The organism is Streptomyces sp. TLI_105, assembly GCF_900105415.1.
In the GTDB taxonomy this organism is placed as follows: Bacteria; Actinomycetota; Actinomycetes; order Streptomycetales; family Streptomycetaceae; genus Streptomyces.
Map to the genome: position 1 here is coordinate 5252197 of NZ_FNSM01000001.1, position 23262 is coordinate 5275458.

The 23262-nt window shown below is 71.4% G+C and carries 20 protein-coding genes; 6 read left to right on the forward strand and 14 right to left on the reverse strand.

Features of this window, described 5'->3' with window-relative positions:
• Positions 1–63: 63 nt before the first annotated feature.
• Positions 64–1224 (reverse strand): helix-turn-helix domain-containing protein, encoded by a 1161-nt coding sequence (locus tag BLW86_RS24075; RefSeq protein WP_093875967.1) that lies wholly within the window; start codon positions 1222–1224, stop codon positions 64–66.
• Positions 1225–1645: 421 nt separating this feature from the next.
• A complete protein-coding gene (locus BLW86_RS43280; RefSeq protein WP_256341408.1) occupies positions 1646–2020 on the reverse strand; it encodes a hypothetical protein in 375 nt (124 codons plus the stop codon).
• 436 nt (positions 2021–2456) lie between these two features.
• On the opposite strand from BLW86_RS43280, the gene BLW86_RS24085 reads away from it, so the two are divergent.
• Positions 2457–2978 carry a universal stress protein gene (locus tag BLW86_RS24085; protein ID WP_015033782.1) on the forward strand — a complete coding sequence of 174 codons (522 nt, stop codon included), beginning with the start codon at positions 2457–2459 and terminating at the stop codon, positions 2976–2978.
• A gap of 175 nt (positions 2979–3153) precedes the next feature.
• Positions 3154–3717, forward strand: coding sequence for a GPR1/FUN34/YaaH family transporter (locus BLW86_RS24090; RefSeq protein WP_093875968.1), 564 nt, complete (start codon positions 3154–3156; stop codon positions 3715–3717).
• A 158-nt stretch (positions 3718–3875) separates the two neighbouring features.
• Here BLW86_RS24090 and glmS read toward each other — a convergent pair whose 3' ends face one another.
• Positions 3876–5693 (reverse strand): glutamine--fructose-6-phosphate transaminase (isomerizing), encoded by a 1818-nt coding sequence (gene glmS / locus BLW86_RS24095; RefSeq protein WP_093875969.1) that lies wholly within the window; start codon positions 5691–5693, stop codon positions 3876–3878.
• A gap of 37 nt (positions 5694–5730) precedes the next feature.
• The gene (locus BLW86_RS24100; RefSeq protein ID WP_030210307.1) at positions 5731–6006 is read right to left on the reverse strand and encodes a hypothetical protein; all 276 of its coding nucleotides are present in this window, start codon (positions 6004–6006) and stop codon (positions 5731–5733) included.
• A gap of 193 nt (positions 6007–6199) precedes the next feature.
• Here BLW86_RS24100 and BLW86_RS24105 point away from each other — a divergent pair, with 193 nt between their 5' ends.
• Positions 6200–7840 (forward strand): beta-N-acetylhexosaminidase, encoded by a 1641-nt coding sequence (locus BLW86_RS24105; RefSeq protein WP_093875970.1) that lies wholly within the window; start codon positions 6200–6202, stop codon positions 7838–7840.
• A 67-nt stretch (positions 7841–7907) separates the two neighbouring features.
• Here the strand turns inward: BLW86_RS24105 and BLW86_RS24110 are convergent, their stop codons facing one another.
• Both BLW86_RS24110 and BLW86_RS24115 read right to left on the reverse strand, forming a co-directional pair.
• Entirely contained in the window at positions 7908–9677 is a 1770-nt protein-coding gene (locus BLW86_RS24110) for an IucA/IucC family protein (RefSeq protein ID WP_093875971.1), read from the reverse strand.
• The gene (locus BLW86_RS24115; RefSeq protein ID WP_093875972.1) at positions 9674–10228 is read right to left on the reverse strand and encodes a GNAT family N-acetyltransferase; all 555 of its coding nucleotides are present in this window, start codon (positions 10226–10228) and stop codon (positions 9674–9676) included. Before BLW86_RS24115 ends, BLW86_RS24110 begins: the two co-directional genes overlap by 4 nt.
• Before the next feature lie 150 nt (positions 10229–10378).
• Between BLW86_RS24115 and BLW86_RS24120 the strand changes: the two genes are divergently transcribed.
• Positions 10379–11227 (forward strand): RNA-guided endonuclease InsQ/TnpB family protein, encoded by an 849-nt coding sequence (locus BLW86_RS24120; RefSeq protein ID WP_256341409.1) that lies wholly within the window; start codon positions 10379–10381, stop codon positions 11225–11227.
• Here BLW86_RS24120 and BLW86_RS24125 read toward each other — a convergent pair.
• From BLW86_RS24125 to BLW86_RS24155, 7 genes are all read right to left on the reverse strand, one after another.
• Positions 11182–12456 carry a lysine N(6)-hydroxylase/L-ornithine N(5)-oxygenase family protein gene (locus BLW86_RS24125; protein WP_093875973.1) on the reverse strand — a complete coding sequence of 425 codons (1275 nt, stop codon included), beginning with the start codon at positions 12454–12456 and terminating at the stop codon, positions 11182–11184. The genes BLW86_RS24120 and BLW86_RS24125 overlap by 46 nt on opposite strands.
• On the reverse strand, positions 12443–13882 hold the full coding sequence (locus BLW86_RS24130; protein WP_093875974.1) for a pyridoxal phosphate-dependent decarboxylase family protein: 1440 nt from the start codon (positions 13880–13882) through the stop codon (positions 12443–12445). Before BLW86_RS24130 ends, BLW86_RS24125 begins: the two co-directional genes overlap by 14 nt.
• Before the next feature lie 128 nt (positions 13883–14010).
• Positions 14011–14916, reverse strand: a complete 906-nt coding sequence (locus BLW86_RS24135; RefSeq protein ID WP_093875975.1) for a siderophore-interacting protein — start codon at positions 14914–14916, stop codon at positions 14011–14013.
• A gap of 212 nt (positions 14917–15128) precedes the next feature.
• Positions 15129–16289 carry an acyl-CoA dehydrogenase family protein gene (locus BLW86_RS24140; RefSeq protein ID WP_093875976.1) on the reverse strand — a complete coding sequence of 387 codons (1161 nt, stop codon included), beginning with the start codon at positions 16287–16289 and terminating at the stop codon, positions 15129–15131.
• An 8-nt stretch (positions 16290–16297) separates the two neighbouring features.
• Complete coding sequence (locus BLW86_RS24145; RefSeq protein WP_093875977.1) at positions 16298–17233, reverse strand: hydroxymethylglutaryl-CoA lyase; 936 nt, start codon at positions 17231–17233, stop codon at positions 16298–16300.
• On the reverse strand, positions 17230–19164 hold the full coding sequence (locus BLW86_RS24150; protein ID WP_093878832.1) for an acetyl/propionyl/methylcrotonyl-CoA carboxylase subunit alpha: 1935 nt from the start codon (positions 19162–19164) through the stop codon (positions 17230–17232). Before BLW86_RS24150 ends, BLW86_RS24145 begins: the two co-directional genes overlap by 4 nt.
• Before the next feature lie 14 nt (positions 19165–19178).
• Positions 19179–20786 (reverse strand): carboxyl transferase domain-containing protein, encoded by a 1608-nt coding sequence (locus tag BLW86_RS24155; protein WP_030685291.1) that lies wholly within the window; start codon positions 20784–20786, stop codon positions 19179–19181.
• A gap of 87 nt (positions 20787–20873) precedes the next feature.
• Here BLW86_RS24155 and BLW86_RS24160 point away from each other — a divergent pair, with 87 nt between their 5' ends.
• Both BLW86_RS24160 and BLW86_RS24165 read left to right on the forward strand, forming a co-directional pair.
• A complete protein-coding gene (locus BLW86_RS24160; protein WP_093875978.1) occupies positions 20874–21461 on the forward strand; it encodes an SACE_7040 family transcriptional regulator in 588 nt (195 codons plus the stop codon).
• Positions 21462–21527: 66 nt separating this feature from the next.
• Positions 21528–22304: a phosphatase gene (locus BLW86_RS24165; protein WP_093875979.1), complete on the forward strand. Its 777-nt coding sequence runs from the start codon at positions 21528–21530 to the stop codon at positions 22302–22304.
• A gap of 13 nt (positions 22305–22317) precedes the next feature.
• On the opposite strand, the gene BLW86_RS24170 is transcribed toward BLW86_RS24165, so the two are convergent.
• Positions 22318–23262 (reverse strand): cation diffusion facilitator family transporter, encoded by a 945-nt coding sequence (locus BLW86_RS24170; protein WP_093875980.1) that lies wholly within the window; start codon positions 23260–23262, stop codon positions 22318–22320.

A 23262-nucleotide genomic window follows, 5' to 3' on the forward strand; every position in this document is an offset into this window, starting at 1 on the left:
GGGGAGGTGTCCCCGAGGGCCCGTCGGTCCTGCGTCGCGCCGCTTGTGGCGGCGGCGGTCCTGTTACGGCGCGCTGCGCTGGCCCGGCAGGGCCGGGCGGCCGGAGGCGTACACGTCCGACTGCGGCTTGCCCGGTTCCAGCGGCCTGCGGAGCCCCGCCGAGCCCTGGGCCGGCACCGCCGCTTCGAGCACCGCCGTGCCGGCCTCGCCCTGCGGCCGCCGGGCGCGGTACGCCGCGCGGTAGGCGGCCGGCGAGGAGCCGAGCTGGCGCCGGAAGTGGCCGCGCAGCGCCACCGGGGAGCGGAAGCCGCACCGGCCCGCGACCTCGTCGACCGAGTAGTCGGAGGTCTCGAGCAGCCGCTGCGCCTGCAGCACCCGCTGGGTGATCAGCCACTGGAGCGGGGCGGACCCCGTCAGCGAGCGGAACCGGCGGTCGAAGGTCCGCCGTGACATGTAGGCGCGCGCGGCGAGCGTCTCCACGTCGAACTGCTCGTGGAGGTGCTCCAGCGCCCAGGCGACGACCTCGGCCAGCGGGTCGGCGCCGATCTCCTCTGGTAAAGACCTGTCGAGGTAGCGCTCCTGACCGCCGCTGCGCCGCGGCGGGACGACCAGCCGGCGCGCCAGCGCGCCCGCGGCCTCGGTGCCGTGGTCGGTCCGCACGATGTGCAGACACAGATCGATTCCGGCCGCGGTGCCGGCGGAGGTCAGCACGTCCCCGTCGTCGACGAAGAGCTCCCGCGGGTCCACGTGGACCGACGGATAGCGCTTGGCGAGCGTCGGCGCGTACATCCAGTGCGTGGTCGCCGGGCGGCCGTCGAGCAGTCCGGCCGCGGCCAGGACGAACGCCCCGGTGCACAGCCCGACGATCCTGGCCCCCTCCTCGTGCGCGCGGCGCAGCGCTTCGAGCGCCTCCGGCGGCGGCGGCGAGGTGATCGACCGCCAGGCCGGGACGACGACGGTGCCCGCCCGGCCGATGGCCTCCAGGCCGTACGGCGCGGTGAGTTCGAGCCCGCCGGTGGTCCGCAGCGGGCCCTCCTCGCCGGCGCAGACGAGCAGCCGGTAACGGGGCACTCCGGCGTCCTGCCGGTCGATGCCGAACACGGAGAGCGGGATGGAGCTCTCGAAGATGGGGCCGCCGCTGAACAGCAGCACCGCGACGACTTCGCGACGGCGGCGCCCGGACAGCTTCCGTGCGACCTCCGGTGCGGCGGAGTCCTGGCTCATGACGCTAAGCCCCCCTCGGTGTTCGCGTCTCCCTGGTCGTGTCGCTCCTGCACGTTTCCCCTCGGTTTTGCACGAGACCCCAGTCTTCGGTACCCATGATCGAATCTACTGTGTCCCGTGGCGCCGGCGTGACAAGTTCTCCATCCGGTGGATTGTCGACAAGGCAACTTGGCGTGAAGCGATCGATCGCGAAGTCTTGCGTCCGACGGCCGCCAGGGGAAGGGGCGGGGTGGCGAACGCCCCCGTACGCGGGGGGTGCGGGCCCCTGGGGCAAGGCTTCCGCGGCCCTCGGCACCGGGCTTGGCCAACCGTTCCGCCAAGGACGCGCCGTCGACCTCAAGTTGGCTGAAAACATATGGGGTCGGGTGTACGAACCTGTCAACTCGAAGGGGGGTGGAGCCGGCTCCGGGCCCCTCGGAGGCTAGTGCCGGCGCCCCGGCCGGACCGTCTCGGACCGCAGTCCGCGTTCCGAGCGGCGCAGCAGCAGCCGGCAGGCCGCCGTCACCGAGACGAGCCCGAGCGCGGTCCCGGCGGCCCCGCCGAGCGAGGTGCCGTAGACGACGAGCACCACGGGGACCAGCACGCAGCAGAAGACCGCCCAGCGGACGACGTCACCGGCCTGCTCCGCCGCGCCCGCGCCCATCGCCGTTCCCTTTCCCGTTCCCGGCTCCGGGTCCGCGCCGGCGGTCGGGGGGAGGGCGGGCGCCCGGCGCCGGGAACGGGGCGAGCCGAGGGAGGGGGCGGGGGCGGCGGGGGTGGCGGAGGTCTGGCCGACGGCGGTCGATGGTGCGGGCACGGGCGGTCTCCCTGCGACGGTGGGACGGTTCTGCGGTGAAGGGTGGAGGTGGGCCGGGTCTGTGGTGACGGTGGGTTGATCCGTGACGACGGAGGGGCGGATCCTCGGCGACGGCGGGCCGGACCTGTGGCAACGAGGAGCGGAACCTTCCGGTCACTCTCGGCGACGTCCGTTTGGCCCCCGTACGGACGCCTGTAGGGCACATCCGGCATTGCCAGATCGCGAACCCCTCGTGCATGCTCCCTGGAACGCCGCGCGCGAGCGGCGGGCACGCCGGGAGTGGCACGGCGGGCTCTGGGCAGGAGAGGAGTGTCGCCGTACCCTTGGGGGTATGGGCTTGGGAAGATGATTCCCGGACACAGCTCCGCCGTCACCCGTCGTTCGTCCCCCCTTTTCCCCGTCCCTTCCCACGAGGACCCTCTTCGCCGAGACACCGATGGCCGGTCACGAATTCCCCGAACCCGCGGACCGCAAGCGCGTCGCCGACTCCACGGTCGACCCCCTCGCGGTAGAACAGCCACGTCATGCCTGCGACCCGGCCTTCCGGCACGGGGTGGTCGTCGGCTTCGACGGCTCCACGTCCAGTGAGCGCGCCCTCGCGTACGCCATCGGCATGGCCCGCCGCTCCGGATCGGGCCTGATCATCGTGCACGTGGCCAACCGGCTGCCCACCACGGTGTGGGCCGGCTGCGAGCCCCCGGTCTTCGTCGACGTGCCGGACCACCGCACCGAGGTCCTCGGCCTGGAACTGGCCTGCGCCGAGCACCTCTCCGAGGTGCCGTGGATCCTGGTCGAGCGCGGCGGGGACATCTGCCACGAGCTGGAGGAGGTCGGCCGGGAGTACTCGGCCGACGCGATCGTGGTCGGCTCCACGCACGGGATCGTCGGCCGGATCTTCGGCTCGGTCGCCGGCCGCCTCGCGCGCCGCGCCCAGCGGCCCGTCATCGTCATCCCGTAACGCGCCCGCGGACTCCTCCCGTTTCGTACGGCCCGTCAGGTCACTCCCTCAACTGCCGTCATCCGGCCATAAATTCGGCCTTCCTCAGGTGAATTGTGTGCTTGTGAAGGGTACATAAAGGTCACGGAACGCAGCAGCTCACGCAGGACAACTGCACACCTGAAGGGAGCCCGCCGTGAACAACGAAGTCGCCGCGGGAAACACCACCTCCACGCTCGGCCACCTGGCACTCGGACTGACCCTGCTGGCCTTCGGCCTGGGCGGAACCGGTGTCATCGACAACGTCGCGGCAGCGGATGCCGCCGGTCTCGCCACCTGGGTCGGCGGCGTGACGCTCTTCCTCGTCGGACTGCTCGCCCTGCGCGCGGGCGACAAGGGCGAAGGCACGGCGTACGCGGCGCTCGGCGCCTTCTGGTTCACCTGGGGCAGCGGAGCCGGCGGGCACGCCTCGGCCGACGCCATGGGCCTCTTCCTGCTCCTGTGGGCGCTCCTCGCGCTCACGCTGACCATGGCCTCCGCGGGCAGCGGACTCTTCGGACAGGGCGTGTACGGGCTGCTGTTCGTCGCGCTGCTGCTGCTCGGCATCGGCACCCTCGTCGACAACGGCGGCCTCGGCAAGGCGGGCGGCTGGGTCGCCGCCGTCGCGGGTCTGGTCGCCTGGTACGGCGCCACGGCCGCGGTCGCCGGCTGGCCGACGGCCCTGCGCCGTGCGGCGGGCGGTGCCCCGGCCGCGGGCTGAGGGCCGGAACGTCCGGAAGTACAGCGGTCCCCGTGCACGGGAGGTGTGTGCACGGGGACCGCTGCGTGTCCGGCCGAGGCTCCGGGGGACAGGCCCGGAGGGGCGCGGCGGCGGGGGACAGGCCCGGCGCCGCGCCTCGGCCGCGACGGCGTGGAGACCTACTCGACGGTGACGGACTTCGCCAGGTTGCGCGGCTTGTCGATGTCACGGCCCATGGCGAGCGCCGTGTGGTAGGCGAGGAGCTGGAGCGGGATGCCCATCAGGATCGGGTCCAGCTCGTCCTCGTTCTTCGGGACGACGATGGTGTGGTCGGCCTTCGCCTGCGGCTGGTGCGCGACCGCGAGGATGCGGCCGCTGCGGGCCTTGATCTCCTCCAGGGCGGCGCGGTTCTTCTCCAGCAGGTCGTCGTCGGGGACGATCGCGACGGTCGGCAGGGCCGGCTCGATGAGGGCGAGCGGGCCGTGCTTCAGCTCGGAGGCCGGGTACGCCTCGGCGTGGATGTAGGAGATCTCCTTCAGCTTGAGGGAGGCCTCCAGGGCGACGGGATAGCCGCGCACACGGCCGATGAACATCATCGACTGGGCGCCGGCGTACTCCGCGGCGATCTCCTTGATCTGCTCCTCGGTCTTGAGGATCTCCTCGATCTGCGAGGGCAGCTTGCGCAGGCCCTCGATGATCCGCTTGCCGTCGGTGACGGACAGGTCGCGGATGCGGCCCAGGTGCAGGGCGAGCAGCGCGAAGGCGGTGACCGTGTTGGTGAAGCACTTGGTGGAGACGACGCAGACCTCGGGGCCGGCGTGGACGTACACGCCGCCGTCGGCCTCGCGGGCGATGGCGGAGCCGACGACGTTGACGACGCCGAGGACGCGGGCGCCCTTCCGCTTGAGCTCCTGGACGGCCGCGAGCACGTCGTAGGTCTCACCGGACTGGGAGACGGCGATGTAGAGGGTGTCGGGGTCCACGACCGGGTTGCGGTAGCGGAACTCCGAGGCCGGCTCGGCGTCGGCGGGGATGCGGGCCATGGACTCGATGAGCCCGGCGCCGATGAGGCCGGCGTGGTACGAGGTGCCGCAGCCGAGGATCTTGATGCGGCGGATGGTGCGGGCCTCGCGGGCGTCGAGGTTCAGGCCGCCCAGGTGCACGGTGGAGAAGCGGTCGTCGATCCGGCCGCGCAGCACGCGGTCGACCGCGTCGGGCTGCTCGGAGATCTCCTTGTGCATGTACGTGTCGTGGCCGCCCATGTCGTAGGAGGCGGCCTCCCACTCGACGGTCTCGGGGGTGGCCGTGGTGGAGGCGCCGGAGACCGTGTAGGTGCGGAAGTCGTCGGCCTTGAGGGTGGCCATCTCGCCGTCGTTCAGGGTGACGACCTGGCGGGTGTGGGCGATCAGGGCGGCGACGTCGGAGGCGACGAGCATCTCCTTCTCGCCGATGCCGAGGATGACCGGGGAGCCGTTGCGGGCCACCACGATGCGGTCGTTGAAGTCGGCGTGCATGACGGCGATGCCGTAGGTGCCCTCGATGACCTTGAGGGCCTCGCGGACCTTCTCCTCCAGCGTCTCGGCCTGGGAGCGGGCGATGAGGTGGGTGATGACCTCGGTGTCCGTCTCGGAGGCGAAGACGACGCCGTCGGCCTCCAGCTTGGCGCGGAGCTCCTGGGCGTTGTCGACGATGCCGTTGTGGACGACCGCGACCTTGTTCTCGGGGTCCAGGTGCGGGTGCGAGTTGATGTCGCTCGGGGCGCCGTGCGTGGCCCAGCGGGTGTGGGCGATGCCGGTGGTGCCGGTGAAGCGCTTGGGGACCTTGGCCTCCAGGTCGCGGACGCGGCCCTTGGCCTTCACCATCTTCAGGCCGGAGGCCTTCGGGCTGGTGACGACCATGCCGGCCGAGTCGTAGCCCCGGTACTCGAGCCGTGCCAGGCCTTCCAGCAGCAGCGGGGCGACGTCGCGCTTACCGATGTAACCGACAATTCCGCACATAAAGGTGAAACCCCTCCAGGTTGGTGATGAGTGCTGCTCAGCCGTAGACGATGCGGCGCAACTGTCGGAGCGAGAGCTCCGGTGGCGCCACCGCCCGGTGCGGCAGCTCCGCCGCGATCCGTTCGAAGATCTCGGCGTTCACGGCGCCGCCGGACTGCAGTTCGCGGTGACGGCGGCGGACGAACTCCTCGGTCGTCTCGTCGAAGTACGCCAGCACGTCGAGCACCACCCGGGCGGCCTCACCGCGCTGGAGCGCGGTGCTGCGGACCAGGTGGTCGATGAGGTCGTCGTGCGACGGGCGGCGTTCGAGCACCCGTGCATACTGAGGGGTCGCCGGGGCCCTTCGCAAGAATCTTGCCCGAATTCGGGCAGGAGGAGCGCGATCCATCCCCTCTTTCGGCCTCTTGGTCCAGACCTTGAACCCGGACAGGGGCGGCGGTACGCAGGGCGACCGAGGGGATATACAGAACGACGGACGTGTCGATCACCCGAAGGGGAGCCCGCCTGTGAGACAGCGCCTGACGATTCCGCGCCTGATCGGATCCCTGCTCCTGTTCGCGACCGCCGGCGTCGGCTGCGGAGAGGCCGCCGCCGACACCGACGCCACCGACGGCAAGGCACCCGGGAGCGCCGCCGCCGAACCCGAGGTCCGCCCGCTCGGCCGCATCGTGCCCGTACCGGCCTCCGTCACCCCCGAGGGCGAGCCCTACACCCTCACCGCCGCCACCCGCATCGGCGTCGACGCGAGCTCCGGCGAGTCCCAGGCCCTCGGCCGCTACCTCGCCGGACTCCTCCGCCCCGCCACCGGCTTCCCGCTCCCCGTCGTCGACGACCGCGCCGCCGGCCACGGCATCCGGCTCCGCCTCGACCCCGACGAGACCGGCCTCGGCGACGAGGGCTACCGGCTCCGCTCCGCGCCCGACGGCCTCACCCTCACCGCCCGCGAACCCGCCGGCCTCTTCCGCGGCGTCCAGACCCTGCGCCAGCAGCTCCCCTCCGCCGTCGAACGGAAGAGCGTCCAGCCGGGCCCCTGGAAGATCGCCGGCGGCACCGTCACCGACACCCCGCGCTACGCCTACCGGGGCGCCATGCTCGACGTCGCCCGCCACTTCTTCACCGTCGACGAGGTGAAGCGGTACATCGACCAGCTCGCCCTCTACAAGGTCAACACCCTCCACCTGCACCTCTCCGACGACCAGGGCTGGCGCATCGCCGTCGACTCCTGGCCCCGCCTCACCACCCACGGCGGCTCCACCGAGGTCGGCGGCGGCACCGGCGGCTTCTACACCAAGGCGCAGTACCGCGAGATCGTGGAGTACGCCGCCTCCCGCTACCAGGAGGTGATCCCCGAGATCGACATGCCCGGCCACACCAACGCGGCCCTCGCCTCCTACGCCGAGCTCACCTGCGACGGCGTCGCCCCGCCCCTCTACACCGGCACCAAGGTCGGCTTCAGCTCCCTGTGCGTCCCCAAGCCCGTCACGTACGACTTCGTCGACGACGTCGTCCGGGAGATCGCCGCCCTCACCCCCGGCCGCTACCTCCACATCGGCGGCGACGAGGCCCACTCCACCAGCCACGCCGACTACGTGACCTTCATGGACAAGGTGCAGCCGGTCGTCGCCAAGTACGGCAAGACCGTCGTCGGCTGGCACCAGCTGACCGGCGCCACCCCCGCCGAGGGCGCCCTCGTCCAGTACTGGGGCCTCGACCGCACCCCCGCCGAGGAGAAGGAGAGGGTCGCCGCGGCCGCCCGCAACGGCACGGGCCTGATCCTCTCGCCCGCCGACCGCACCTACCTCGACATGAAGTACACCAAGGACACCCCGCTCGGCCTCGCCTGGGCCGGATACGTCGAGGTCCGCAGGTCGTACGACTGGAACCCCGCCACGTACCTCCCCGGCGCCCCCGAGGACGCCGTCCGGGGCGTCGAGGCCCCGCTGTGGACCGAGACCCTCGCCTCCACCGGCGACCTCGACGTCATGGCCTTCCCGCGCCTCCCGGGCATCGCCGAACTCGGCTGGTCCCCGGCGGCCGCCCACGACTGGGACACCTACAAGGAACGCCTCGCCGAGCAGGCCCCGCGCTTCGACGCGCTGGGCATCACCTGGTACCGCTCGCCGGAGGTGCCCTGGCCCGCCGAGTAGCGGGCAGGACGACGGGCCCCGGCGGAGGACCGTACTCCGCCGGGGCCCGTGTCGGTCTCGGGAGGGCTCAGGCGAACCGGGCGATCGGGTTCACCAGGTCGCCGACCAGCTGGAGGGCCGCCGACGGGTCCGCCAGGTCGACCATCTGCCTGTTGTTGCGGAGCTGGAGGCGGTTGAGGGCGGAGAGGGCGAAGGTCTGCGCGAACATGTCGTACCGCGCGAACCTCTCCGCCAGTTCCGGCTTCGACTCCTGGTAGGCGCGCACGCACTCCGCGACCGTGCGCCAGAAGTCGTCCTCGTCGAGGACGCCCTCCGCCGCCAGGGTCGCGCCCAGGAAGCGGAAGAAGCAGTCGAAGACGTCCGTGAAGACCGAGAGGAGCTTCATGTCCTCCGGGACCTCGGCACGGACGCGCTCCACCGCCGGCGGGAGGACCGCCGCCGGGTCCATCACGCAGATCTCCTCCGCGATGTCCTTGAAGACCGCCCGCTCGACCGCCCCCCGCTCGTCCAGGACCAGGATCACGTTCTCGCCGTGCGGCATGTAGACCAGGTCGTACGCGTAGAAGCAGTGCAGGATCGGGAGGAGGTACGCGTCCAGGTACTTCCGGAGCCACTCCCTCGGCCTCAGGCCCGACTCCTTGACCAGCGCGCCCGCGAAGGACGCGCCCGCGTGGTCCAGGTGGAGGAGGGAGGCCATCGTCGCCAGGCGCTCGCCCTCGGCGAGGGACGGCACCGGGGACTCGCGCCAGAGCGCGGCCAGCATCTTGCGGTAGGGGGAGTAGCGGTCGGTGGCGGCCTCGTACTCCAGGTGCCGGTAGCCGACCGCCGCCCGCTCGCGGATGATCGAGAACCGCGCCGCCTTCAGCGTGGCGTCCGCCTCGACCAGACCGTGCAGCCAGTCGTTGATCGCCGGCGTGGCCTCCATGTACGCGGCCGACAGGCCCCGCATGAAGCCCATGTTGAGGACGGACAGGGCTGTTTTGACGTAGTGCTTCGTCGGGTCCGAGGCGTTGAAGAAGGTGCGGATCGACTGCTGCGCCAGGTAGGTGTCGTCGCCCTCGCCCAGGTACACCAGGCGCTGCTGCGCCACCTCGGCGGCGAAGGTGACGGACAGCTTGTTCCACCACTGCCAGGGGTGGGCCGGCATGAGGAGGTAGTCGGCCGGGTCGAGACCGCGCTCGGTGAGGGTCGCGGCGAAGCCGTCCACCGTCGCGTCGCCGAGCTCGGCGCGGATGAACGCCTCGTACGAGATGTCCGCCCCGGCCGTGAAGGTGGCCCGGTCGCGGCGCGCGGCCAGCCAGATCAGCCGGATCCCGCTCGCGGCCTCCGGGGCGTACGCCCGGTACTCGTCGACGCCGAAGCCCAGCCGGCCGTTGTTGGCGACGAAGCAGGGGTGGCCCTCGGTCATCCCGGTCTCGATCGCCTGGAAGCCGGCGCGGGCCAGTTCGGCGGAGGCCACGGGCGGCTTGGTCGACTTGTAGGCCGTGCCGGCCAGGGTGGAGGAGATCTCCTCCAGGTAGACCGGGAGGATCTCGTCGCTCAGGCCGAGGGAGCCGCGCAGCTCGGTGACGAACTGCAGAGCGTCCAGGGGGAGCTGTTCGTCGCCCCGGTGGCGGCTGATCGAGTCCGGGTAGACCTGCCAGTGGTCGAGCGCGAAGCGGTCGGCGGTGAAGCGGTACTCGGTCGCGCCGTCGTCGCTGAGGACCTGGTAGCGGCTCTCGCCCAGCTCCTTGGGGTGGAGCAGCCGCTCGTGGGCGAACTCGGCGAGGCCCTTGCGGATCAGGGCGCGGTTGGCGGCGGCCCAGCGCTCGGGGGTGAGGTGTGCGACGGGGTTCACAGGGCGGCTCCGACGGCGGTCTCGAACTGGGCGCGGGTGCAGAAGCTCAGCAGGGCCTTCTTCTCGGGCTTCTGTATCTCGCGCTCGGGCACGAAGCCGACGGCCTCGTTGAGCGCGTGGACGGCCTTGTTGCGGACGTCGGGCTCGACGACCACGCGGGCGGTCGCCGGGTCGGCGAACAGCTCCGTCATCACGGCGGTGATCACGGTCCGGGTGAAGCCGTGCACGGGGGTGTCGGTGGGCGCGACGAGGAAGTGCATCCCGACGTCGCCGGGCCGCGCCTCGTACAGCCCGACCAGCTCGACCCGAGAGGGGTCGTACCGCTCCATCAGGAAGGCGGGCTCGCCGTCGACGAGGCCGATGAAGGCGTCGTGGTGCGGGTTCGCGGCGATCGCCATGTACTCGCGCTCGACGTCCTGGAGCTTCGCGTCCTGCATCATCCAGAAGGCGGCCTTGGGGTGGGTGACCCAGGGGTGGATCAGCTCGGCGTCCTTCAAGGGGTCGAGGGGACGTATGTGGACGCCACCAGGAGATGTGTTGGTGCGGGACATGCAATCTTCCTTCGAGGGCTGGTCGGATCCGGGCCTGGGAGAGGGTGGAGGACCAAGGGGCGGACAAACGTGACGAGGACCGTGTCGCACATGTGTCCCGTGGCGTCCGGGGCTTGAATTCATGCGGATTTCGGAGGCAGCCTCAGGCACATGACAGAGGGGGTGGTGAAGAGGGCGTTCAAGTACCGCTTCCATCCGACCGACGAGCAGGCAGCACAGCTCTTGCGCACCTTCGGTTGCGTCCGGAAGGTCTACAACCTTGCCCTGGCAGAACGCGATCGTGTGTGGCGGGATGAGCAGCGAGGGCTGAGGTACGGAGACACTTCGGCCTTGCTGACTCGGTGGAAGCAGGCCGATGAGTACGCATACCTCCGAGAAGTGTCCTGTGTTCCGTTGCAACAGGCGTTGCGACACCAGCAGGCCGCTTTCGCCGGTTTCTTCGCCAAGCGATCGAAGTACCCCCGGTTCAATCGGAGGCGTGACCTCCTGCACCGACTGACCACCCGACTCGTTCGTGACAACCAAACGATCGTGATCGAGGATCTGGCCGTACGGAACATGGTGCGGAACCACTCGCTCGCACGGGCGATCTCCGACGCGTCCTGGGCGGAGTTCCGCAGTCTGCTGGAGTACAAGTGCCAGTGGTACGGGCGAGAGCTGGTCGTCGTCGACCGATGGCTCCCGAGCAGCAAGCTCTGTTCGGCCTGCGGTACGGCGAAAGCGCATCTCGCACTGAACGAGCGCACCTTTCGGTGTGACAATCCCGCGTGTGGCCTGGTCCTGGACCGGGACGTGAACGCGGCACGCAACATCCTGGCCGCCGGGCTGGCGGTGACAGTCTGTGGAGACGGTGGAAGACCTCAACGGAACTCTCCGGGCGGGCAGCGGTCGACGAAACGGAAAACCCAGCCAGTGATGGCGGGAACCCTGGGCCTCGCAGGGCCCGGGCAAGGTCAAACCGCGAACTCCTGGAAAGCGATGGTCTTCTCTACCTGGTAGTACTCGGACCCCAGCATCTCCCCGATGATGTACGCGTTGCGGTACGGGCCCATGCCCAGGTCGGGCGAGGTGATCGAGTGGGTGTGCACGCCGGCGTTCTGCAGGAAGATCCCCCGGCCGGTGGTGTCGATCGCGTAGTTGCGGGCCACGTCGAAGCGGCCGTGGCCGTCGAAGCGGAGACGGTCCTCGACCGGCTTCAGGAAGGCGGGGACGGCGTACTTGTAGCCCGTGGCGAGGATCAGGCCCTCGGTCTCGACGGTGAAGTCCTTCTCCTGCTCCTCCTGGCGGAAGCCGAGCGTGTACGTGCCCGTCGTGGAGTCGTACGCGGCCGTGTGCAGGGCCGAGTTGGTGAGCAGGCGGGTGGGGACCGGGCCGTCCAGGTTCTTCTGGTAGAGCAGGTCGAAGACGGCGTCGACGAGCTCGCCGTCGATGCCCTTGAAGAGGCCCTTCTGCTGGGTCTCCAGGCGGTAGCGGGTCTGCTCGGGCAGCGCGTGGAAGTAGTCCACGTACTCCGGGGAGGTCATCTCCAGGGTGAGCTTGGTGTATTCGAGCGGGAAGAAGCGGGGGGAGCGGGTTACCCAGTTCAGCTTGTAGCCGTGGGTGTCGATCTCGCTCAGGAGGTCGTAGTAGATCTCGGCGGCGCTCTGGCCGCTGCCGACCAGGGTGATCGACTTCTTCTTCTGGAGCTCCTCCTTGTGCGGGAGGTAGCGCGAGTTGTGGATCAGGTCGCCGCCGAGGTCCCGGCAGGCCTCCGGGACGTACGGCGGGGTGCCGGTGCCGAGGACGATCCGGCGCGACCGGAACGTTTCTCCGGCGGCCGTGGTCACCGCGTACAGCTCGGCGGTCTCGTCGTACGTGACGGTGGTGACCGTGGTGGAGAAGCGGATCGAGGTGAGCTTCCCGGCGGCCCAGCGGCAGTAGTCGTTGTACTCGGTGCGCAGCGGGTAGAAGTTCTCGCGGATGTAGAAGGAGTAGAGCCGGCCCTTCTCCTTCAGGTAGTTCAGGAAGGAGTACGGGGAGGTCGGGTCCGCGAGGGTGACCAGGTCCGACATGAACGGGGTCTGGAGGTGGGCGCCGTCGAGGAACATCCCCGAGTGCCACTCGAAGTCCGGCTTGGACTCCAGGAAGACGCCGTCCAGCTCGGCGATCGGCTCGGTCAGGCAGGCGAGTCCGAGGTTGAACGGACCGAGCCCGATGCCGATGAAGTCGTGGATCTCAGGCGTGGACAAGGTTCTCTCCCAGGTACTGCTCGGCGTGGCCGGCTATCAGATCGAGGACGGCGGCGATGTCGGCCGCGGTGGTCTCGGGGTTGAGCAAGGTGAACTTGAGGTACTGGCGGCCGTCGACCTTGGTGCCGGCGACGACGGCCTCGCCCGAGGCGAACAGGGCCTTGCGGGCGTGGAGGTTGGCCCGGTCGATGTCGTCGGGGGAGGTGACGGCCTCGGGGACGTAGCGGTAGACGAGGGTGGAGAGCTGCGGCTCGACCACGACGTCGTAGCGCGGGTCGGCGGCGAGCAGCTCGAAGCCCTCGCGGGCCAGGTCGCAGACCTCGTCGAAGAGCTCGCCGATGCCGTCGGCGCCCATCACGCGCAGGGTCATCCAGAGCTTGAGCGCGTCGAAGCGGCGGGTGGTCTGGAGGGACTTGTCGACCTGGTTGGGGATGTGCTCGGCCTGCGTCCGCCGGGGGTTGAGGTAGTCCGCGTGGTAGGTCGCGTGGCGCAGGGTGGCGCCGTCGCGGACCAGGACGGCGGAGGAACTCACCGGCTGGAAGAAGGACTTGTGGTAGTCGACGGTGACCGAGTCGGCCCGCTCGATGCCGTCCAGGAGTCCGCGCCGGGTCCGGGAGGCGAGCAGTCCGCAGCCGTAGGCGGCGTCGACGTGCATCCAGGCGCCGTACTCGGCGGCCAGGTTCGCGATCTCGGGGAGCGGGTCGATGGAGCCGAAGTCGGTGGTGCCGGCGGTGGCGACGATCGCCATCGGGATCAGGCCCTCGGCGCGGCAGGCCTCCAGCTCGGCGGCGAGGACGACGGACTGCATCCGCTTGTTCCGGTCGACCGGGACGGAGACGACGGCGTCGCGGCCGAGGCCGAGCAGCTGGGCCGACTTCTGGACGCTGAAGTGGCTGCACTCGGAGGAGAAGATCCGCAGTTTCGACAGGTCGGCGGTGCCGGTCTCCTCGCGGGCGAGGAGCAGGGCCTGGAGGTTGGACTGGGTGCCGCCGCTGGTGAAGACGCCGTCGGCGAGCGGGCCGAGGCCGATCCGGCCGGTGGTCCAGTCGATCAGCTTCCGCTCGATGAGGGTGCCGCCGGCGCTCTGGTCCCAGGTGTCGAGCGAGGAGTTGACCGCAGAGAGGACGGCCTCGGCGAGGACGGCGGGGATGACCACCGGGCAGTTGAGGTGCGCGAGGTAGCGGGGGTGGTGGAAGTAGACGGCGTCGCGGAGGTAGACGTCCTCCAGCTCGTCGAGGGCGGCGGAGGCGTCGCCGAGCGGCCGGTCGAGGTCGACGGCGTCGACGGCGGGGGCCAGCTCGGCGGGCGTCACGCCCGTGAACGGGCCGCGCGTCGTCGTGAGTTTCCTCGCCACCCGCTCCACTCCTTCGGTGACGGAGCGTCGGTAGCTCTCCGCCGTCGTGTCGTTGAGCAGGTGGGAACGCATGTGGGGCCCTTCCGGGAGCGGACTCGGTCGGTCTTAGTTAGGTTAGCCTAACCTAACTTCGCATCACAACGGCCCCCAACCCGGAAGGGTTGGGGGCCGTTGGCCCTGTGGGGGGTGCGGGGGTGGGCTCAGGCCGCGCCCTGCGTCCGGCTCCGAGCCGTCGCGTCCTGGCTCGCCGCCTCCTGGGCCTCGTCCTGCGCCGCCTCGTCCGGCACCTCGCGCAGGGCGTCCTCGGACAGGCCCTTGCGCCAGTAGCCGACGAACGTGACCCGGCGGCGGTCGAGCCCCCGCTCCCGCACGAAGTGGCGGCGCAGCGCCTTCACGGCCCCCGACTCGCCGGCGATCCAGACGTACGGGGCCCGCCCGGGCAGCTCGGTGCCGGACACCGCGTCGACGGCGGACGGCGCCCCCTCCTCCCGTACGAGCCAGGTGACCGTGGCGTCCGCCTCGGTCGCGAGCTCCATCCGGTCGCCGGAGTACGGCACTTCCAGGAACACCCGGGCGCGGGTCTCGGCCGGCAGCCACTCCAGGATCGCGGAGGCGGCGGGCAGGGCCGTCTCGTCGGCCCAGATCAGTACGGAGTCGGCGTCCTCGGGCAGCTGGAAGCGGACGCCCGTGTTCGCGGCGACCGCCGGGCCCAGGACCACCACCCGGTCGCCGGGCTCGGCGCGGCCGGCCCAGCGGCAGGCCGGGCCGCCGTCCTCGTGGAGGGCGAAGTCGATGTCGATCTCGTTCGGCTCGGTGCGCTGCTCGCGGACGGTGTACGAGCGCATCACGGCCCGCACGTCGTCGGGCATGGCCCGCCAGGCGCCCAGGATCGCGTACATGTCCGGGTCGTCCAGGGGCGGCAGGACCGGCGCGTCCTGGCCGGGGTGCGGCAGGAAGAGGGAGAGCGACTGGTCGCGGCCCCCGGCGGCGAAGCCCTTCAGGTCGTCCCCGGTGAAGGTGATCCGGACCAGGGACGGGCCGAGCCGCCGCGTCCGGTCGACCTGGAGGGAGAAGAACTGGAAGGGGGCGGTCTCGGTGTTCGTCATGGGTCGGGGCACCTTCTTGGTCGGCCCGGGCAAGTCGAAGGTAGGTTAGCCTAACCTCATATTGATCAACAGTGGGGGCTTCGCTTGCCAGGGCCGGGCTGAATCGGGAGAGGGGGCCGGAGCGATCGCGGCCGGCCGGCGCGACACGGCCGGCACGACACACGGAAGGGGCGCGCGGCCGAAACCGCGCGCCCCTTCTCGTCCGTTCCGGGTCAGGCCGGCAGGCCCAGCTCCCGGGCGATCAGCATCCGCTGGACCTCGCTGGTGCCCTCGCCGATCTCCAGGATCTTCGAGTCGCGCCACATCCGGGCCACCGGGTACTCGTTCATGAAGCCGTAGCCGCCGTGGATCTGGGTCGCCTCGCGGGCGTTGTCCACTGCCACCGTGGAGGAGTACAGCTTCGCGATCGCCGCCTCCTTCTTGAACGGCTCGCCCAGCACGAGCCGCGAGGCCGCGTCCCGCCAGCCGATCCGGGCCATGTGCGCCCGGGTCTCCATGTCGGCGATCTTGAACTGGATGGCCTGGTTCTCGGCGATCGGCCGCCCGAAGGCCTGCCGCTCGTGCGCGTACTTCACCGACTCGTCCACACAACCCTGCGCGAGGCCCGTCGCGAGCGCCGCGATCGCGACCCGGCCCTCGTCCAGGATCCGCAGGAACTGCGCGTACCCCCGGCCCTCCTCGCCGAGGAGGTTCTCCACCGGGACGCGGACGTCGTCGAAGGAGAGCTCACGGGTGTCCGAGGCGTTCCAGCCGACCTTCGAGTACGGGGCGGCGACCGTGAAGCCCGGGGTGCCGGACGGCACGATGATCGAGGAGATCAGCGGACGCCCGTCGGGCTTGCGGCCGGTGACCGCCGTGACCGTCACCAGACCCGTGATGTCCGTGCCGGAGTTGGTGATGAAGCACTTCGAGCCGTTGATGACCCAGTGGTCGCCGTCGCGGACGGCGGTGGTGCGGGTGCCGCCCGCGTCCGAACCGGCACCCGGCTCGGTCAGGCCGAACGCGCCGAGGACCTCGCCGGAGCACAGCTTCGGCAGCCACGCGCGCTTCTGCTCCTCCGTGCCGAAGCGGTAGACCGGCATCGCGCCCAGCGAGACGCCCGCCTCCAGGGTGATGGCCACGGAGGAGTCGACCCGGGCCAGCTCCTCCAGGGCGATCCCGAGGGCCAGGTAGTCGCCGCCCATGCCGCCGTACTCCTCGGGGAACGGCAGCCCGAACAGGCCCATGCGGCCCATCTCGCGGACGATCTCGTACGGGAACTCGTGCCGCTCGTAGTAGTCGCCGATCTTCGGCGCCACGACGTCGTGGGCGAACTCCTCGACGGTACGGCGGAGTTCCTCGTGCTCTTCGGTGAGCCGGTGGTCGAGGGACATGTCTTTCGTCACTCCTTGTGGGAGAGGGCGCGGACGGTACGGGAGGGGCTGGGCCGGCCCAGCTGTTCGGCCATCCACACGCTCGTGGCGGTGAGGGCGGCCAGATCGACCCCGGTCTCGATGCCGAGACCGTCGAGCATCCACACGAGGTCCTCGGTGGCGAGATTTCCGGTCGCGCTCTTCGCGTACGGGCAGCCGCCGAGGCCGCCGGCGGAGGCGTCGACGGTGGTCACCCCGTGCCGCAGGGCGGCCAGGGTGTTGGACAGCGCCTGCCCGTACGTGTCGTGGAAGTGCACGGCGACGCGGGAGACGGGCACCCCGGCCTCGGTCAGGGCCGTCAGCAGGGCCTGGACGTGCCCTGGCGTGGCGACGCCGATCGTGTCCCCGAGGCTCAGCTCGTCACAGCCCATGTCGGCGAGGGCCTTGGTGACCCGGACGACCTGCTCGACCGGCACGGCACCCTCCCAGGGGTCGCCGAAGCACATCGAGAGGTAGCCGCGCACCTTCAGCCCGGCCTCTATGGCCCGGGTGACGGTCGGCGCGAACATCGCGAGCGCCTCGTCGACGGTCCGGTTCAGATTGGCCTTCGCGAAGGACTCGGTCGCCGAGGCGAACACGGCGACCTCACGGGCGCCCAGCGCGAGGGCGCGGTCGAGACCGCGCTCGTTCGGCACGAGCACGGGCAGCCGGACCGGGAGGTCACGGACGAGCGGGAACAGCTCCTCCGCGTCGGCGAGCTGCGGCACCCACTTCGGGTGCACGAAGCTCGTCGCCTCGATCGTCGTCAGACCGGCGGCCGCGAGCCGCCGCACGAACTCGGCCTTCACCTCGGTCGGGACGGCCGTCTTCTCGTTCTGCAGCCCGTCCCGGGCACCGACCTCGTGGATCCGCACCCGGGTGGGCAGGGACGGGTCGGGCACGGTCATCGGCAGTCCGGTGCTCATGCGTCCTCCTCCTCGCGGGGCGTCACCACGGCCAGGATCTGGTCCATGGCGACGGTGGTGCCGGGCGTGACGTCCAGCTCGGTGACGGTGCCGGCGTGCGGGGCGGAGATGACGTGCTCCATCTTCATCGCCTCGACCACGAGCAGGCTCTGCCCGGCCTCCACCTCGTCCCCGACGGCCACCTTCACGACCGTCACGGTCCCGGGCATCGGCGCGGCGAGCGTGTCGGCACCCCCGTGCCGGGCACCGGAGAGCGCGGCCTCGACGGGGTCGTGGTCGAGCACGTGCCAGGAGTCCCCGTCCCGGCCGAGCCAGGCGTCCGCACGGTGGAAGGTGTGGGTCATGCCGTCCACGGTGACCGTCACCGTGGTGTCCGTGACCCGGGCCCCGGTGGGGGCCTCCGCCGTCGCGGGTTCGAGTCCCGGCACTCGGAACGGGAAGGCGAGCGGCTTCGCCGTGCCGCCGAGGCGCCAGCCGCTCGGCACCGCGAACGGGTCCGTCCAGCCGTCCCGGGGCGCCGGGGCCAGCTCCGCGAGCCGTACGGCGGCCGCCGCCGCGTACACCTCGTCCGGCACGCCCTGCGGGACCAGGCTCTCCGCGTCCCGCTCCACCAGGCCCGTGTCCAGGTCGCCCGAGACGACGTCCGGGTGGGCGAGGAGGCGGCGCAGGAAGCCCGCGTTCGTGGGCACGCCCAGGGTGACCAGCTCGCCGAGCGCGGCACGCAGCCTGCGCAGGGCCGTGGGGCGGTCCGGGGCGTGCACGATGACCTTGGAGAGCATCGGGTCGTAGAGGGAGGAGACCTCGGTGCCCTCGGCGAGACCCGAGTCCGTGCGGACGCCGTTGCCCTGCGGCTCGTGCAGGGCGAGGACCGTGCCGCCCGACGGGAGGAAGCCCCGGGAGGGGTCCTCCGCGCAGATCCGGGCCTCGATCGCCCAGCCGTCCAGGCGGACGTCGTCCTGCGTGAACGGCAGCGGCTCGCCGGAGGCGACGCGCAGCTGCCACTCCACCAGGTCGATGCCGGTGATCAGCTCGGTCACCGGGTGCTCGACCTGGAGGCGGGTGTTCATCTCCATGAAGTAGTACGAGGCGGGGTCGCCGCCCGGCACGATGAACTCGACCGTGCCCGCGCCCACATAGCCGCAGGAGCGCGCCGCCTCGACCGCCGCCGCGCCCATCGACGCCCGGAGCTCCGGGGTGAGCAGGACGCTCGGCGCCTCCTCGATGATCTTCTGGTGGCGGCGCTGGAGCGAGCACTCGCGCTCGCCGAGGTGGATCACGTTCCCGTGGGCGTCCGCCAGGACCTGGATCTCGATGTGCCGGGGCCGGTCGATCCACCGCTCCACGAGCAGCGTGTCGTCGCCGAAGGAGGAACGGGCCTCGCGCCGGGCCGCCGCGATCTCGTCGTCGAGCGTCGACAGGTCGCGGACCAGCCGCATGCCCTTGCCGCCGCCGCCCGCGCTCGGCTTGAGCAGGACGGGCGCGCCCAGCTCGCGGGCCGCCGCCTCGAGCTCGGGATCGGCGGCGCCCGGGACGACCGGCACACCGGCCGCCTTGACGGTCTCCTTCGCACGGATCTTGTCGCCCATGAGGGAGATCGCGGTGGCGGACGGGCCGATGAAGACGAGGCCGGCGTCCGCGCAGGCCTGCGCGAAGGCGGCGTTCTCCGCCAGGAACCCGTAGCCGGGGTGCACGGCCTGCGCCCCGGTGCGCCGGGCCGCGTCGAGCAGCGCCGGCACGGACAGGTACGACTCGGCGGCCGGCGGCGGACCGATCCGTACCGCCGTGTCCGCCTCCCGCACGTGCCGGGCGTCGGCGTCCGCGTCGCTGTAGACGGCCACCGAGCGCACGCCCATCTCCCGCAGGGTGCGGATGACGCGGACGGCGATCTCGCCCCGGTTGGCCACGAGGACGGTGTCGAACATGCTCTGCATCTTCTGGGGGCCCTTCACATCCGGAAGACGCCGAACTGGGGGTCACCCAGGGGCGCGTTGGCACAGGCGGTCAGGGCGAGGCCGAGGACCTGCCGGGTCTCCAGCGGGTCGATGACCCCGTCGTCCCACAGCCGGGCGGTCGCGTAGTAGGCGCTGCCCTGCGTCTCGTACTGCTCGCGGATCGGGGCCTTGAAGGCCTCTTCCTCCTCGGCGCTCCACCCGTCGCCGAGCTGGTCGCGCTTGACGGTCGCGAGGACGGACGCGGCCTGCTCGCCGCCCATGACCGAGATCTTCGCGTTGGGCCACATCCACAGGAAGCGGGGGGAGTAGGCCCGGCCGCACATCGAGTAGTTGCCGGCGCCGTACGAACCGCCGACGACGACCGTCAGCTTCGGCACCCGGGTGGTGGCCACGGCCGTGACCATCTTGGCGCCGTGCTTGGCGATGCCGCCGTGCTCGTACGCCTTGCCGACCATGAAGCCGGTGATGTTCTGCAGGAAGACGAGCGGGATCCCGCGCTGGTCGCACAGCTCGATGAAGTGCGCGCCCTTCTGGGCCGACTCGGCGAACAGGATGCCGTTGTTGGCGACGATGCCGACCGGGTGGCCGTGGATCCGGGCGAAGCCGGTGACCAGCGTCTGCCCGTACTCGGACTTGAACTCCTGGAAGCGGGAGCCGTCCACGACCCGGGCGATGACCTCGCGCACGTCGTAGGGGGTGCGGGAGTCGACGGGCACGGCCCCGTACAGCCCGTACGGGTCGACCTTCGGCTCCTCGGCCGGCTCGACCGACCAGGGCAGCGGGCCGCGCTCGGGCAGCGTGGCCACGATGTTCCGGACGATGCGCAGCGCGTGCGCGTCGTCCTCGGCGAGGTGGTCGGTGACGCCGGAGATCCGCGAGTGGACCTCGCCGCCGCCGAGCTCCTCGGCCGTGACGACCTCGCCGGTGGCGGCCTTCACGAGCGGCGGCCCACCGAGGAAGATGGTCCCCTGGTTCCGTACGATCACGGCCTCGTCGCTCATCGCGGGCACGTAGGCGCCACCGGCCGTGCAGGAGCCCATGACCGCCGCGATCTGCGGGATGCCGGCACCGGACATCCGGGCCTGGTTGAAGAAGATCCGCCCGAAGTGCTCCCGGTCCGGGAAGACCTCGTCCTGCATCGGCAGGAAGGCGCCGCCCGAGTCGACCAGGTAGAGGCAGGGGAGACGATTCTCCAGCGCCACCTCCTGGGCCCGCAGGTGCTTCTTCACCGTCATCGGGTAGTACGTGCCGCCCTTGACGGTCGCGTCGTTCGCCACGATCACGCACTCGCGTCCGGAGACCCGGCCGATGCCCGCGATGACGCCGGCCGCCGGGGCCTGGTCGCCGTACATGCCGTTCGCCGCCAGCGGGGCCAGCTCCAGGAACGGCGAGCCCGGGTCGAGGAGCGTGTCCACCCGGTCCCGCGGCAGCAGCTTGCCGCGCGCGGTGTGCCGGGCCCGGGACTTCTCACCACCGCCCAGGGCGGCCGCCGCGAGCTTGGCGCGCAGGGTCGCCGCCAGCTCGTGATGGGCCGCCTCATTGGCCTGCCAGGCCGCGGACGCGGGATCCGCCGCGCTCGTCAGCACAGGTGCCTGCTGCATCCCTCGAGCTCCCTTGCTCGGTTAATGAGCGTTAACGTATGTCGCCCAGGTTAACGACCGCTAACCGGGTTGTCTAGAATTGAATCCATGACCACGAGCCCCACTCGGACCGACGCCCCGACGCGACGCGAGCAGATCCTCAAGGAGGCCGCCCGCCTCTTCGCCGAGCGCGGCTTCCACGGCGTCGGCGTGGACGAGATAGGGGCGGCCGTCGGCATCAGCGGCCCCGGCCTCTACCGCCACTTCCCGGGGAAGGACGCGATGCTCGCCGAGCTCCTCGTGGGCATCAGCGAGCGGCTGCTCGACGGCGGCCGTCTGCGGGCCGTCGAATCGGACGGTGACCCGCGCGCCCTCCTGGCCTCCCTCATCGACGGGCACATCGACTTCGCCCTCGACGACCGGCCCCTGATCACCCTCCACGACCGCGAGCTCGACCGCCTCAAGGACGAGGACCGCAAGCGGGTCCGGCAGCTCCAGCGGCAGTACGTCGAGCTGTGGGTCGCCGTCGTGCGCGAGCTCTACCCCGACACGGGCGAATCGGAGTCCCGCACCGCCGTCCACGCCGTCTTCGGCCTGCTCAACTCCACCCCGCACCTGGCGGCCCTCGGCCGCCGGCCGATGGAGGACCTGCTGCGGAGGCTCGCGCACGGGGCGTTCGGCGCGCTGGGCGCGTAGGGCCGTGCGGTCCAGAGCTCGGAACGGGTTGCCCTCCGCCTCCGGGGCTCGGACAGAATGACCCCCATGCCGATACTCAGCCGCCCCGCCCTCGTCGAGCACCTCGTCCGCACCCGGATCGCGGGAGACGTCGCCACCCCGCGCGACAACAACCTCTCCCACTACCGCAAGCTCGCCAACGGTGACCGGCACTACTGGCTCGGCCTCGAACTCGGCGACCGCTGGACCGACGAGCAGGACGTGCTCGCCGTCATGGCCGAGCGGTGCGGCGTCGTCGACGACCCGGCGCACCGGGTCGGCCAGGACACCATCGACCCCGAACTCACCGTCGACGGCCTCGACCGGATGGCCGCCCGGCTGCGCAAGGCCGCCGCGGGCCGCGAGCGGGTCCTCTTCGCGACCGGCCACCCCGGCTCGCTCATCGACGTCCACAGCCGGGTCGCCGCCGCGCTGCGCGCCCAGGGCTGCGACGTCGTCCGCATCCCCGGCGGGCTCGTCGCCGACGAGGGGTACGTCGTGCAGTTCGCCGACGTCGCCGTCTTCGAACGCGGTGCGAGCCTGTGGCACACGCACTCGCCCGAGCCGATGAACGCGATCCTCGACGCGCTCGGGGAGGCCGGACGACCGGACCTGGTGATCGCGGACCACGGCTGGGCGGGCCGCGCGGGCCAGCGGGGCATCGACTCCGTGGGCTACGCCGACTGCAACGACCCCGCGCTCTTCATCGGCGAGGCGGAGGGCACGATGCAGGTCGCGATCCCCCTGGACGACCACGTCCTGGACCCCCGCTTCTACGAGCCGCTGACGGCGTACACCCTGAACGCGGCGGGGCTCGCGGGCTGACCCGCCCCGCCCGTCAGCGCGCCTGGCGGGAGGTGGGGTCCAGGTACACCCGGCGGACGGCCGGGATCCGCTCGCGCAGCCGCGCCTCGGCGCGGTCGCAGGCCCGTTCGATCTCCTCGGCCGTCGACCCGTCCCGGAAGTCGATCTTCGCGGCGACCAGGGCCTCGTCCGGACCCTGGATCAGGGTCGTCAGGTCGACCACCGCGATCACGTGCTCGTCCGCGAGCAGCTCCTCGTGCACGGCCTCCCGCAGGCGCGGCGGGAGCGCCCGGCCGACCAGGAGCTCCGCGTTGGAGCGGCCCAGGACCCAGGCCACGTACACCAGCAGCGCGCCGATGAGGATCGAGGCGACGCCGTCCCAGACGCCCGAGCCGGTGAGCTGGCCGCCGATCAGGCCGCCGGCCGCGAGCAGCAGGCCGGCCAGCGCCGCGGAGTCCTCCATGACGACGGCCTTCACGGTCGTGTCCGGGGTGCGCCGCAGGTAGCGGATGAAGGGGGTGCGGGTGCGCCGCGCCTCGGCCCGGACCTGGCGGACCGCCGTCCGCAGCGAGAAGCCCTCCAGGACGAAGGCGACGGCGAGCACCACGTACGAGACGACCGGATCGCCCAGGTCCTCGCCGCGGGTGAGGGTGTGGACGCCGTCGTACACGGAGAAGACCGCGCCGCCGACGAAGGTGGCGACCGCGGCCAGCAGCGCCCACACGTACCGCTCGCCCGCATAGCCCAACGGATGGTCCTCGTCCGCCGGTTTCTCGCTGCGCTTGAGCGCGGCCAGGAGCAGCACCTCGGTGACCGTGTCGGCCACCGAGTGGGCCGCCTCGGAGAGCATCGCGCTGGATCCGCTGATGAGGCCCGCGACGGCCTTGGCGGCGGCGATGCCGAGATTGGCCGCCGCCGCCACGATCACCGTGAAGGTGCTCTCACCGTTCTTCGGCCTGTCCGCCGTGATTTCCGCCAT